General features: G+C 73.0%; 11 protein-coding genes and 1 pseudogene. 5 read left to right on the forward strand and 7 right to left on the reverse strand.

Translation table 11 applies throughout. From position 1 onward, the window contains the following. Positions 1 to 11: 11 nt before the first annotated feature. Positions 12 to 2294, reverse strand: coding sequence for an ATP-binding protein (locus Cba03nite_RS21760; protein WP_203749214.1), 2283 nt, complete (start codon positions 2292 to 2294; stop codon positions 12 to 14). A 104-nt stretch (positions 2295 to 2398) separates the two neighbouring features. On the opposite strand from Cba03nite_RS21760, the gene Cba03nite_RS21765 reads away from it, so the two are divergent. Next, positions 2399 to 3073 carry a response regulator gene (locus tag Cba03nite_RS21765; RefSeq protein WP_239125936.1) on the forward strand — a complete coding sequence of 225 codons (675 nt, stop codon included), beginning with the start codon at positions 2399 to 2401 and terminating at the stop codon, positions 3071 to 3073. A gap of 65 nt (positions 3074 to 3138) precedes the next feature. Here the strand turns inward: Cba03nite_RS21765 and Cba03nite_RS21770 are convergent, their stop codons facing one another. The 3 genes from Cba03nite_RS21770 to Cba03nite_RS21780 form a co-directional block, all read right to left on the reverse strand. Further along, positions 3139 to 6267 (reverse strand): M4 family metallopeptidase, encoded by a 3129-nt coding sequence (locus Cba03nite_RS21770; protein WP_203749220.1) that lies wholly within the window; start codon positions 6265 to 6267, stop codon positions 3139 to 3141. Positions 6268 to 6465: 198 nt separating this feature from the next. Then, entirely contained in the window at positions 6466 to 6690 is a 225-nt protein-coding gene (locus tag Cba03nite_RS21775) for a carbohydrate-binding protein (protein ID WP_203749223.1), read from the reverse strand. A gap of 659 nt (positions 6691 to 7349) precedes the next feature. Next, positions 7350 to 8654 (reverse strand): aspartate aminotransferase family protein, encoded by a 1305-nt coding sequence (locus Cba03nite_RS21780; protein WP_203749226.1) that lies wholly within the window; start codon positions 8652 to 8654, stop codon positions 7350 to 7352. Between the two features lie 83 nt (positions 8655 to 8737). On the opposite strand from Cba03nite_RS21780, the gene Cba03nite_RS21785 reads away from it, so the two are divergent. Genes Cba03nite_RS21785 through Cba03nite_RS21795 form a run of 3 tightly spaced genes read left to right on the forward strand, consistent with a single transcriptional unit; the run spans position 8738 to position 10947 of the window. Beyond that, on the forward strand, positions 8738 to 9649 hold the full coding sequence (locus Cba03nite_RS21785; protein WP_203749228.1) for a LysR substrate-binding domain-containing protein: 912 nt from the start codon (positions 8738 to 8740) through the stop codon (positions 9647 to 9649). A 52-nt stretch (positions 9650 to 9701) separates the two neighbouring features. Beyond that, positions 9702 to 10517 carry an alpha/beta fold hydrolase gene (locus tag Cba03nite_RS21790; protein ID WP_203749230.1) on the forward strand — a complete coding sequence of 272 codons (816 nt, stop codon included), beginning with the start codon at positions 9702 to 9704 and terminating at the stop codon, positions 10515 to 10517. A 25-nt stretch (positions 10518 to 10542) separates the two neighbouring features. After that, complete coding sequence (locus Cba03nite_RS21795) at positions 10543 to 10947, forward strand: hypothetical protein (RefSeq protein ID WP_203749232.1); 405 nt, start codon at positions 10543 to 10545, stop codon at positions 10945 to 10947. A gap of 15 nt (positions 10948 to 10962) precedes the next feature. On the opposite strand, the gene Cba03nite_RS21800 is transcribed toward Cba03nite_RS21795, so the two are convergent. Together Cba03nite_RS21800 and Cba03nite_RS21805 are read right to left on the reverse strand one after the other, a co-directional pair. After that, positions 10963 to 11331, reverse strand: a complete 369-nt coding sequence (locus Cba03nite_RS21800; RefSeq protein WP_203749234.1) for a hypothetical protein — start codon at positions 11329 to 11331, stop codon at positions 10963 to 10965. Between the two features lie 36 nt (positions 11332 to 11367). Further along, positions 11368 to 11553 (reverse strand): hypothetical protein, encoded by a 186-nt coding sequence (locus Cba03nite_RS21805; protein WP_203749235.1) that lies wholly within the window; start codon positions 11551 to 11553, stop codon positions 11368 to 11370. Between the two features lie 233 nt (positions 11554 to 11786). Here Cba03nite_RS21805 and Cba03nite_RS21810 point away from each other — a divergent pair, with 233 nt between their 5' ends. Further along, positions 11787 to 12020: a hypothetical protein gene (locus tag Cba03nite_RS21810; protein ID WP_203749238.1), complete on the forward strand. Its 234-nt coding sequence runs from the start codon at positions 11787 to 11789 to the stop codon at positions 12018 to 12020. Between the two features lie 230 nt (positions 12021 to 12250). Here Cba03nite_RS21810 and Cba03nite_RS21815 read toward each other — a convergent pair. After that, positions 12251 to 12979, reverse strand: a pseudogene (locus tag Cba03nite_RS21815) (class I SAM-dependent methyltransferase); the annotation flags it as partial. Positions 12980 to 12995 lie beyond the last annotated feature (16 nt).

Genomic DNA, 12995 nt, shown 5'->3' on the forward strand with positions numbered 1-12995 from the left:
CGCCGGGGTTGTCACGGGGTTGTGGCGAGGTTGTCCCCCAGGTCACCGCCGAGACGAGCCGGTGCGGCCGCGGCGACGGGCAGGCGGCAGCGTACGACCGTGCCGTTAGGTGCGGCGGCGGTGATGACCGCTCGGCCGCCGAGTTCGAGGCAGCGTTCGCGGATGCTCGTCACGCCCATGCCCGGCCGGTAGTCCGGCGCGATGCCCCGCCCGTCGTCGGTGACCTCGATGTGCAGGTCCCCGTCCCGCCATACCCGGACGGCGCAGTGCTCGGCGGCGGCGTGCCGGACGACGTTGGTGAGCGCCTCGGAGACGATCCGGTAGGCGGCGACCTCCACCGCCGCCGGGATCGGGTCGGCGCCGATCGCGCAGTCGAGCCGGGTGCGCATCCCGCCCGCGAGCCGGTCGACGAGCTCGCGCAGCGCGGCGGGGAGCCCGAGGTGGTCCAGGACGGTGGGGCGCAGGTCGTCGATGAGCTGCCGGATGTCGCCGACGACGGCGCGGTGGATCTCGGCGAGGTCGGCGAGGATGCGTTCGGCGGCGGCCGGGTCGGTGGCGATGAGGGAGCGGCCGAGGTCGAGGCGCATGGACGCGGAGGCCAGCGTCGGGCCGATGCCGTCGTGGATCTCCCTGCGCAGGCGGCGGCGCTCCTCCTCCAGGATGGTCACGGTGCCTTCCAGCGCCCGCTGGAGCCGGGCTGCCAGCAGCAGGCTGTACGCGGTGGCGCCGGCCTGGCGGGCGAGGCCGCTGAGGAGGCGGCGATCGGCGGGGCCGAACGGTTCCCGGTCGGGTCCCGGGTCGAGGACGAGGCGGCCGATGGGTTCGCCGTCGTGGACGAGGTCGAGGCGGGTGGCGGTGGGTCCGGGCAGGCCGTGGCTGCTGGAGGGCAGCGCGAGTCCGGGCACCTCGATGGCGGCGTGGGTGAGCCGCAGCGCGCGGACGAGGGTCGCGACGAGCTGGTGCAGCGCCGCTTCGGCGGAGTGCGCCGACTCCAGCCGCTGCCCGAGCTGGCGAAGCACCTCGTACGGGTCTTCGCGCTGGCCGTAGACGAGGCGGCTGACGACCCGGCGCAGCCCGGACCGGGCGGCGGTGAAGGAGACGGCGACGACCACGACGAGCAGGACCGGCACGAGTTCGAGCTCGGCGTGGAAGGCGTGGCTGAGCAGGGCGGCGGCGCCGATGTACACGCCGATCAGGGCCGCCGTGACGAGTCCGTAGACCAGCGAGCGGCGCAGGATGAGCTGGATGTCCCACAGCCGGTAGCGCAGGACGGCGGCGGCGAGGAGCAGCAGGGCGGGGATCCAGACGACGGTCAGGTATGCCCACGGGATCAGCGGCCGCCCGAGGAGCTGCTCGGGCAGCTTGCCGAGCAGGAGGTAGCCCCCGGCGAGGACGGCCAGGCCGTAGCTGACCAGGCGCATCCGCTGCCGGGACAGCGGATCGCGGGCTAGGACGTAGCTGGTGACGACGGCGGCGAGCACGAGGACGGGGAAGAACCCGGCGGCGGGGACGGAGACGCCGATGAGGGTCCACGTGCGGCGCAGCCCCTGCGCGGCGTGCAGGCTCGTGGCCAGGACCGTGCCGTAGGCGGCGAAGGGCAGGGCGTAGCCGAGGGCGATCAGCCACGGCCTGCGGCGCAGCAGCGGCCAGGTCCGCGGGAACGAGATGGCGAAGTGGAGCAGGCACGCCCAGAGCAGGCAGTTCACCGCCTCCGCCGCCGTGGTGACCCAGAGCCGGCCGGTGGCGATCTCGACGGCCTGGGTGCCGTACATATGCGAGGCGTACCCGATGAACTGCAGGATCGCGACCAGGTAGAGGGTGACGGCGGCCGGGTCGCGCGGGCGCCGGGCGAGCACGAGCGCGGACAGCAGCACCAGGAAGACGATGTAGGGCAGGGTGTACGCGTTACGCGCGGCCAGCCGCGGCAGCGGATAGTCGGTGAGGGTGACGGGCAGGTCGAGGCGGTGCCCGTCCCGGGCGACGGTGTAGACGACGGTGTCGCCGATGCGCGGCGGCCGGTCGGCGAGGGACCCGGCGGCAAGCGGGCGGCCGCCGATGGCGACGACGACGTCCCCGGCGCGCAGCGGTGTGCCGTCACCGGCGGCGACGGAGAGCACGAGGCCGTCCGGACGCCAGGCGCGGGAGTCGGTGTTGGTGGCGGTGCCGTCGGAGGGGTGTCCGGCGCGGGCCGCCCACAGCCAGCCGAGGGCGAGCAGTGCGATGAGGACGGCGAGGACCATCCGTGCGATCCAGGCGCGACTGGGGCGGGCGGCGGGCTCGGCCACTGCTGTCATCGCTTTCCATGGAGGTGCTGTCCCGGGACGGCCGACCCATTGACGGCGGGACGGCGGTGAACGCATGGTTGGGCACGTCCCCCAGTGCCGACCAGGAGGGTACCTTGCCTGAGCAAGAACCGGCCGTGACGCCCCTGGGCGTGCTGGTCGCCGACGACCATCCCATCTTCCTGGCCGGGATGCGGCAGCTGCTGGACGCCTATCCGGGGCTGACCTGCGTCGCGGCGGTGACGTCGGGCGCGGAGGCGGTGCGGCAGGTGGTCGCGCGGCGCCCGGACGTGGCCGTGCTGGACCTGGACATGCCCGAGCTGTCGGGAGTGGAGGTGGTCCGCGCGATCGGGGTGCAGGCGCCGGAGGTCGGAGTGCTGATGCTGACGATGCACGGCGACGACGAGTCGGTGTTCGCGGCGCTGCGCGCGGGGGCCCGAGGCTACCTGCTCAAGGGCGCGACTCCGGACGAGGTGGCGGCGGCGATCCGGTCGGTGGCGTCCGGCGGGGCGGTGTTCGGGCCGAGTATCGCCTCACGCCTGGTCGAGTACTTCGCGGCGCGCCCGCTGGCCGTGTCGGCCGCGCCGGCGCTGCCGGAACTCACCGACCGCGAGCGGGAGATCCTGACCCACCTGGCCGACGGCGAGGCCAACGCGACCATCGCCGCGCGGCTCTACCTCAGCCCGAAGACGGTGCGCAACCACGTGTCGAACATCTTCACCAAGCTCCACGTGGCCGACCGCCACGCTGCGGCCCGCCGCGCCCGCGAGGCGGGTCTGGGCCGCCCCTGATCGGACCCGAGCCGGGTGATGGCCGCCCCGGCGTTTCGCCGGGGCGGCCACGACTACCTGCCGGGTTACGGGGTGGTCTGGAGGCCGCCGGTCATGCAGTCGGTGCCGTCGGGCTCCCAGATGTCGTACACGGCGCGCAGGAAGATCCCGCCGGTGCCGATGTGCCACCAGCCCAGGGTCGCCGCGAGGTCCTGCGGCTGGCCGGGGTTGGTGCGGCTGATGGTGAAGCCGCGGATGCCGTCGGCGTAGGTGGTCGCTGACGGCGGTGCCGGCACGGTGTGCCCGCCGGAGCCGTTGGCCCGCCAGTACAGCAGGCCGGTGACCCGCTCGACGCTGCACCCGGCGGGGAGCGACTGGAACGCGTTGAGCACCGTGTTGCCGCGGTGTCCGTCGAGGATCACCGGGTAGCGCGCGAACTTGGTGCTGCTGTACAGGGTCCGGCGGTGCACCGGCGTGGGAGGCGTCCGGCACTGGTCGTCGGTGACTCCGGCCGGCTTGTTGTAGGTCTCGACGAGGTCGACGATGACCCGGCTGTCCCCGTCCTGCCACGGCACGAAGATCTCGATCAGGGCTTCGCGCCCCGCCGGGTTGCTCGCCGACGCCCGCGACACCACCCGGGCGTCCCACTCCCCGCCGAAGCTGAGGCTCAGCCCGCCGGCGATGTTCGACGTCAGCACCAGCCCGGTCGACACGTCCCTCGCGACGAGGGTCTGGTCGGCGATTGTGCAGCCCCGGTAGAGGGTCAGCCCGCCGTGCACCGTGTACTGCCGCGGGCCGATGAAGGTCACCTGCCAGCCGATGTCCTCGAACGCGGTGATCCCGACGGCGTCGAACGCCCTGGCGACGTGCTCGCACATCGCGGCCGTGAAGGCGATGCCGCCCAGCGGCGCGCCCACGGCGGCCTTGCAGGTGGCCAGGGTCTCGACCCGGTGGTCCAGGAAGCCCGACGCCGGGCCGAGCCGCCCACCGGTGAGCGTGGCATAGGCGAGCTGCGCCATCGCGGGCCGCCCGATGCCCGGGGTGCCGACGCCCGGCACGCCGCCGTCGGTGATCATCACCGCAGCCCGGTTCGGCACCCCGGCCGTCTTGTGGGTGCACAACGGGCACCCCTGGTTGACCAAGGCCATGTGGTCCGGGTCGCCGAACGCCCGCGGATTCGCCATGTCGCGCACCGCGCCGCCCGGGGAGTCCTCGGCGACGCGCCAATCCGCGGCGTCGTTCTCCACCAGGTTTCCCATCAGGTCGGCGTAGTGCTCGCCGAGCGCGCCCGGCTCGCCGGCGGCGAAGAACGCGGTGGCGCTCTCGACGACGCCGTGGGTGAACTCGTGTGCCACGATGTCCCGCGAAAGGATCTTGGTGCCGAGGTGCATGCGGATGTCGAGGCAGTCGAGGTATCCGTACAGGCCCGGGTCCGAGGTCTGCCGCGGCAGGGTGGTCTCCTGCGGGGTGCGCCCGCACCAGACGGCGTTGCCGTCGAAGGCCGACCCGACTCGCACCTTGATCGGCGAGCCCTGGCCGTCGAAGCTGTCGCGGCCCAGCGACGTGTAGAACGCGTCGGTGGCGTCCAGGAACGACGCTGCCGTGATCGAGTCCGGGTGCATGGTGCCGGCGGGGACCAGGTGGGTGCCGGGGGTCAGCGGCGGGGTGCCGGGCGCCTTGCTGATCTCGGCGCGGTCCTGCTGCTGACCGTTGAGGATCGTGTAGGGCACGGCATGGGCCTGCGAGTCGACGGCGAACACCTCACCGCCGCTGCGGGCATCGACGTACGCGATGCGGCCGGGCAGGCTCACCCGGTAGACGAGCCGCTCCTCGCCCTGTCCCAGGTTCGTCCCGGCGAACAGGTCCGCCGACAGGACCACCAGCGGCGGCGCAGGCGGATTCGCCGACAGCCAACCGGCGAACCAGGTCAGGCAGTCCAGCCGCCACTCGCAGACCGCGTCGCGGTAGCGGTTGGCCGCGGCTGCGACGGCGTTCGCCGAGGTCATGGTCGCCTGCTGGTGCGCGGTGGGGAAACTGACGAACCTGGCGCTGATCGACTCGGCCTGGCCGGTCGCCCTCAGCGTGACCGTGAGGTAGGCGCCCTCCACCGGGTAGCCCGCGTAGTACTCCTGGAAGCGGACGCTGACCCGCCCGCCGACGTCGGTGAACTGCTGCGGCGACCGCAGGTGGTGGGTCGGCCGCAGGGTGCCGTAAAGCTGCGCGAACAGCGGCTGGGCCATCAGGTCGCGGGCCCGGTCGACGGGCGTGGCACCCTGCGTCGCGATGCTCATGTGACCGAGGCCCACCCAGGCGGGGGTGCCGGTCGCCGGGTCGAGGACGACCCGCTGCAGCCAGGTGACGGGGTTGCTGGACGGGCAGCCCCCGATCGACTTCCCGGTCAGCGTCAGGCCGGGCCCGGTCGCGGCCACCGCCGCGGTGCTCTGATCGACCAGCTGCAGGCCCGCCGGGACCTCCTTCTCGGGTTCCAGCCACTCCGGCGTGCCGAAGAGCCAGCCCCGGCGCGGCGAGTGCGCCCCGCCGGTCAGGAAGAACGGGTCGATGACGACCTCCGTCGGCGCGGGCAATGCCACCACGTCCGCGTCCTCGTAGCCTCGCGCGGCCTGGTAGGCGCGCACGACCTCGACGGCCTTGGCGGCCTCGAGCTTCTTGGTGTCGACCTCGCCGAGCTTCTCCCCCGTCAGCTGGCCCGCCACGCCCCGGATGACACCGTCGCGGGTGAGCACGACGGACATGGCGGCGTTGGCGACCACCAGCCTGTCCGGGGTGATACGGCTGAACGTCACCGTCGAGCAGTCACCGGCGCTCACGACGCGGGTGACCTCGGCGTCGCGGATGTCGGCGAGGTTCCACAGCGCCAGGTGCTGCTGGACGAACGCGATGGCGTGCTCGGTGAGCGACGCCTTGGGGTCCAGGCCGCTGGGGATCTCCAGTTCCAGCCGCCCCACGGTGCGGGCCTGCTGCCAGCTCTCCGCCCGCAGCTGGATCGCCGAATTGGCACTGAGCTCGTCGAGAAGCTTGACCTGCTCCTTGGCGAGGTAGGGGTCCTTGCGGTAGTCGGTGGTGATGGTGGATTCCGGTGCCGCATTCACCGTGGACCGGGTGGAGTCGGTGATGACGACCGCCAGGCTCGCCACCAGCGTCAGGCCGGCCGTTATCGCCACCGCCCGCCGCGACACGAAAGATTGCCGATGCATTGGAGCTGCCTCCTCGAAGCCGAATCAGGCCGAGGATGGTCGAACCGGATCACCGGGCGCATGGGACACCAGTCCCCATTGGAGTCCCGACTATCCCGGCGGACACGCGCCGCCACGTGGGACACATCGAGGCATGTCATGTCGACATACGTCCGTGGGCAGGGACGCGCCGCACGGCGTCCCTGCCCACGGCCGGTCTCACAGCCGTGACGGCGTCAGCTGTCCCGGCGTGATGTAGTCGATCCAGATCACGTACCCGTCGTCGAGCCGGAACGCGACCGTCGCCCCGGCGGGCACCCGCACGGGGACCGTCACCGTCGTCCACGGGGTCGGACTGCCCTGGTTGGGCAGCCCCAAGGTCGTCGCCACGACACCGTTGACCAGCATTGTCACCCGGACGTTGCCGGTGGGTGGTGGTCGCATAGCGCAGTTCGAGCTGCCGCGCGGGGCGCAGACCGTCGAACTCCAGCGCCGCACCGTGGGCGTACACCAGCGCGGTGCGCTGCCCGGACGCGGTCACATCGGCGACGGCGATGTCGGTGGTTGTCGCGGATGTAGTCGAAGAACGGCCGGTACCACTGCTGCCAGAGCTGCTCGGCGCGACCGGGTGGGCGCCGCCGGTCCCGTCGTCCTTGAGGATGCAGCCTGCCGTGTGCTCGCCGACCGAGTACGCCTGAGGGTCACGCCCGCCGGCCGGGGGAACCGGGGGTCGGCGTCGAGGACGTCGGCGGCGAACACGGCCAGCGTCGTGCTGTCCTGGCCAAGGTAGAACAGCCCTTGCCATTCGCGCGCAGGTTGCGGGCGGTGAGGCGGCCGTCGGGCCGGGCCGCCGCCGAGGTCGCCCCCGAAAGGGTGACCGCCAACGCCAGCAGGACGGCGGCGAACATGCGCGGGCTTCTGCGCACCATGTGCTCCTGGAGATTCGGAGAGAGAAGTGCCGGTGCCCCGCAGAGTGCCCGCGGGGCGTGCGCCGACGACCGCGACCAAGGCGTCAACGGCCACCGAGGTTGCGGCGTACATCTCAAGGCTCCGGCCCTTGTCCGGGCAATCGTTTGCGCAACGGAAGGCGGTCCCGGCGCCGGTCAGGCCGTTGCGGCCTCCCCGATGGCCTGGTCGAGTATCTCCAGGCCGAGGGCCAACTCCTCTCGGGTCGCGGTCAGCGGCGGCGCGATGCGGAACGTGCCGCCCATGCCCTTGAGCTGGACCACGTTCATGTGCAGGCCGAGTTCGAGGCAGCGGCGGGTGACCTGCGCGCCGAGCGCGTCGGAGCCCTGCTTGGTGGTGCGGTCCACGACCAGCTCGACGCCCTGCATCAGGCCGCGGCCGCGTACGTCGCCGACCACGTGATGCCGCTGCTGGATCTCCAGCAGCCCCGCGCGCAGGAACGCGCCGTGCTCGCGGGCGCGCACATCCAGCTTCTCGTCCCGCAGCACGTCGAGCACGGTGTTGCCGACGGCCGCGACCAGCGGGTCCGACACGTGCGTGGTGTAGAACAGGTAGCCGCGCTCGTGGGCGCGCTGCTCGATCTCCTCGCTGGTGACCACGGCGGCCAGGGGCAGCCCGGCGCCGAGCGTCTTGGACAGGGTGAGGATGTCGGGCACGATGCCGTCGCGTTCGAAGGCGTACCAGGTGCCGGTGCGGCACAGCCCGGTCTGCGCCTCGTCGGCGATCAGCAGCATGCCGCGCTCGCGGCACTTGGCTGCCAGCGCGGCCAGGTAGCCCTCCGGCGGCTCGATGATGCCGCCCGAGCTGAGGATCGGCTCGAAGATGAAGGCCGCCAGGCTGCCCGACGACATCGCGTCGACGAGGGCGAAGCCGTGGTCGAGCTGCCGCCGCCAGTCGAGTTCGCCGTCGGCGGTGGTGAAGTCCGGCCGGTACGCGTTCGGCGTGGGGATCGCGAAGTTGCCCGGCGCCGTCGGCCCGTAGCCCTGGTGGCCCGCGCTGTACGTGGCGTTGGCCGCGGCACCGGTCATGCCGTGCCAGGAGCGGGCGAACGCGACGACCTCGTGCCTGCCGGTGACCAGTTTGGCCATGCGGATGGCGGCCTCGTTGGACTCCGCGCCGGTGGTGAGCAGCAGCACCTTGTCCAGCGGCGCGGGCAGCGTCTCGGCCAGCCGCCGCGCCAGGTCGACCACGGGACGCGACAGCATGCCGCTGAACAGGTGGTCCAGCGTCGCGATCTGGCGCTGCACCGTGTCCACGATGGCCGGATGGCTGTGCCCGAGGATGGCGCTCATCTGGCCGGACGTGAAGTCGAGGATCCGGCGGCCGTCGGCGGTGTACACGTAGCTGCCGGACGCCCGCTCGATGATCTCGGGCGTGAACGTGCCGCCGTAGCGCACGAGATGGCGCTGCGCGTCGGACCAGAACTGCTCGGTCGTCGTCATACCGCCACGATAGGTACGCCCGCTGTGCGCGAACAGCTCTGATTCCCGCATAGACTGTGCGGGATCCGCGCACAAGGAGCCCGATGCGCCTGAACACCGCCCGGCTGGAGATGCTGAGCCTGCTGGACAGCCTCGGCACGGTCCGGGCCGTGGCCGCCGCGCTGCACCTGAGCCCGTCGGCGGTGTCGGCGCAGCTGGCCGTCCTGGAGACCGAGACCCACGCCGAACTGCTGCGGCGGACCGGCCGCCGGGTGCGGCTCACCGCCGCCGGACGCGCGCTCGCCGGGCACGCCCGGATCATCCTCGACCAGGTCCGAGCGGCCCAGGAGGACCTGCGGGGCCTGTCCGGGCAGCCGACCGGGCCGGTGCGGCTGGCCGCGTTCTCCAGCGCGATGCGCACCCTGGTGATCCCGCTGGCCGCGCGGCTGCGGCGGACGCATCCCGAGATCGCGCTGGAGGTGTCCGAACTCGACCCGCAGGCCAGCCACCCGGCGCTGCGCCGAGGCGACTGCGACATCATCGTGACCGCCGACTTCATCGACGGGTCACTGCCACTCGACCCCGATACGCGTACGATCCCGCTGCTCGACGACGCCATCGTGCTGGTGACCTCGGCGGAGCACGCCGTGCCCGGGACGCCGGTCGACCTGGCCGAGCTGGGCGCGGCGGCCTGGTCGCTGGACCTGCCGGGCACGTACCTGGCGCAGCTGGTCACCAGCAGCTGCCGGCAGGCCGGGTTCGAGCCCGTGGTGGCCGGGCGCTTCGGCAGCTACGAGCTGCTGCTGGCGCACGTCGAGGCGGGCCTGTCCGTGTCGCTGCTGCCGGAGCTGGCCGTCGACGGCCGGTATCGGGTGGCCGCCCACCCGCTGCGGCAGCCGCTGACCCGGCACGTGTACGCGGCCGTCCGCGGCCGGTCCGCGCTGACCGCGGCCGGCACGGTGGTCCTGGAGGAACTGCGCCGCCTGGCGGGCGCGCGGCCGCCCGGACTGCGCTGACCGCGCGCTCCCGGCCTAAAGTTCAGACACGGCTCGCGGCTGGAGGGTGCTGATGAAGGTCGACCGGATCACGTCCGCCGACGGCGCGGCGATCACGCTGCACACGACCGGCACCGGACCCGGCGTCGTCATCCTGCACGACGGTCTCGTGCCGCTGGCGCACTATCACGGGCTCGCCGAGGCGCTGGAGCACCGTTTCACCGTGCACCTCTACGACCGGCGCGGGCGGGCGGACGCGGCCCCGCTGCAGGGCGGCGAGACCGTCGCGACCGACCTCGCGGACCTGTCCGCCGTGCTCGAGCACACCGGCGCGGTGAACGTCCTCGGCCACGGGACCGGCGGTTTCCTCGCGCTGCGGGCGGCGCTGCGGCTGCCGCTGGAGCGGGTCGCGGTGTACGACCCGCTCGTGTCCCTGGACGGCTCGCCCGTCCTCGGTGACCTCGACGAGCTGGAGCAGGCCGTCGCCACCGGGGACCACGCCCTCGCGCTGACCCTGCTCGGCCGGGCCAGGCACCCCGGCGGGGCCCCGTTCGGGCTGGCGCTGCTGTCTCAGCGGGTGCTGCTGCGCACCCCCTCGCGGCGCGCCGTGACGGCCCTGCTGCCGGCGGCGGCGGCTGAGTTGCGCCGCATCCGCGACCACGACGGGCCACCCGGCGACTACGCCGCCGCCGGCGCCGAGATCCTGCTCGCCGCCGGGACGCGCAGCCCGGAGCACTTCGCCGAGAACTGCCGGGCGCTGGCCGAGGCGCTCCCCCACGCCCAGGCGCTCATCGTCCCGGGCGCGTCGCACGACGCTGCCACGGCCGCGCCTCACGAACTCGTCCGGCCGGTCTCCCGGTTCCTCGCCGGACTGCCCATAACGGACTGACCGACCCGGCCGCTAGCCTGTCCGCATGGGACGGCGCAGGACACGGGCGCTGTCAGTGGGTCAGGTGACGTACCGCTGGACCGTCTCGCACACGCACCGCGTGGAGGTGGTGGACGGCGTACGGCGGCTGCACGACTGCAGCGACCACGTTCGGCTGGGCCGTGACGGCGCGCCCGGCCGCCTGAACGTCGTCTTCGCCGAGGGGCCGGGCCGGGTGGTGTCCGGCGGCGGGTACACGCACGCCGGTGCCGTGTCCCGTGACGGCGACTACCTGAACCTCAACCGGCCGGGCGTGGTGCGAGCCGTCCTCGACGAAGCGCTCCATCGCGGCTGGCAGCCGGAACAACACGCCGAACTCGACGGCTGGGCGATGTACGACGGGGTCCTGACCCGCCTGCGCGCCGCGGAGCCTGCCGCCGAGTCCGGCTGAGGCGCCCGCGGCTGCTCACCTGGCGCGGGTGGGCGCGGCCGCGAACAGGTGCAGGTCCGGCGGCGGCGCGAGCACCGTGGTCAGCTGCGGGCTGTGCCGCCCGTCGTGGCCCTCGGGCAGCAGGCAGGCGTCGGCGGGCGTGCAGTCGTCGCAGCAGTACGGCAGCTCGATCAGCGAGCGCCCGTCGCGCGTCCAGGTCAGCCACCAGGCGCTCTGCTCAGCCTGGTCGAGGCACTGCACGAAGGCGATGTGGTCCTGGCCGTGGCCTTCCTGCAGGTCGCAGGTCACGCGGTGGGGCAGCTGGTACTGCCCGCCGGGCAGCCCGGCCAGGAACGCGAACTCGGCATCGGTCACCGTGTTGCCGGTGCGGCAGCGTAGGTACACGGTTTCTCACTCCTCGGTTCGATGAGCCGTCACGGGTCAGTGGGTCAGCTGCACGCGTACCCGCCGGGCCGCCTCGTCGGTCAGCACCGTCTCGGCGGCGCCGGTCCCGCGCTGCGCGACCACCGCGGCCTCGCCCTGCTGGCCGACGAGCTGCTGCACGTATGCCTGCACGTCGTCGGTCGTGACGTCGAGTGCGCTTGCCAGCGTTGCGATCGTCTCCATGACTGTTACCTCCGTTCGTGTTCTTGCATCCCCGTCCTCCGCGCCCGTAATCCCGGCCGAAACCGTCCGGCTCGGAGACGAACGCCACACACCTGCCTGAGCACCGGTGGCGGAGCGGTCGAGGGTTATCGCGACGCCAGGCGGGTATCGCCTCCGCAGTCCCGACCCGGTCGTGCGAGGAGGCAGCTCATGCGAGGCAAGGATGGCGTCCTGACGTACGGCCGGTGGTCGTGATGCGGCGCGTGGTGTGGCTCGGCGCCGGGTTCGTGCTCGGCGCGGCCGCGGTGCCCGTGGTGACCAGCCGAGTGCGCCGCTCGGCGCCCGTGCGGGCGGTGCGGGTGGCCGGTGGTTCGTACCGCCGGGTCCGCCGGGCCGTCGGCGCGTTCTTCGACGAGTTCCACGACGGCATGCGGGAGCGGGAGGCGCAGCTCCAGGCGGCCCGCGCGCACCGGGCCGGCCGGGTCTAGACCGGCGCCCGGTCCTCAGCGCCTGTCGAGCGCCGCGACGGCGACCACCAGCGCCGCCGCTGTTAACCGCTCGCAAGCACATCGACAATCTGGAATACCGCGGCAAGCGGCACGTCCGGCGGACGGCTCCGGAAACTCAGCCCGACCGGCCTGGCAGCTCCATGAACAGCTGCCAGGCCGGTCCGCGCCGGGTGGCCAGAAAGGGTTTGCGACTCCGCCGGGTTTCAGACGATGAGCAACCGGAGGCCGAGTTCCGCGGCATCGAGACCGGCCAGTTCACGGTTGCGTTCCGCCCACCGTCCCGAGGCCAGGTCGTCGCGGAGGCCGCGCACCGCCCGCTGCTCGGCCTCGGGCCCGACCCTGGCCCAGACCGACACGCCGCGGCGGACGTTCTCGTCCAGGTAGGCGTCGGGCCTGCGCCAGTAGGCCTCGAAGAAGCCGTCCGCGCAGTCCCACGGGATCGGCACCGGCTCGGCGCGCGCTCCGATCGCACCGGCCAGCTCCTCCAGCGAAGGCCGGCCGGCGACGAGGGTTCCGGCTTCCGGGAGGTAGTCGCGGGTGAGCCAGAAGCGGTGCAGCCAGCCGGCGTCGCTGGTGTCGTGGGTGAACACCACGACGAGGCGGGCGACGCGGCGCATCTCACGCAGGCCCGCGATCGGGTCCCGCCAGTGGTGGAGGGTGGCGAAGGCCATCGCCGCGTCGAAGGCCTGATCGGCGAACGGCAGGCTCTCCGCGACGGCGGCCACGCACGGCGCCGCCCCCGCGGGGCGCTGCGCGCGCATGAGCGCCGACGGCTCCACGGCGGTGACGTCGCGATCGGCAGGCTCGTAGGAGCCGGTGCCGGCCCCGACGTTCAGCACCGTCCGCGCGTCGCCGAGCGCGGCCCAGACCTGCGCGGCGATACGCGGTTCGGTACGCCGCGTCACGGTGTAACCGGCCCCGATGGTGTCGTACAGCTGCCCGTCCGGCATGTCC

Origin of the sequence: Catellatospora bangladeshensis, assembly GCF_016862575.1 — a bacterium.
Lineage (GTDB): Bacteria > Actinomycetota > Actinomycetes > Mycobacteriales > Micromonosporaceae > Catellatospora > Catellatospora bangladeshensis.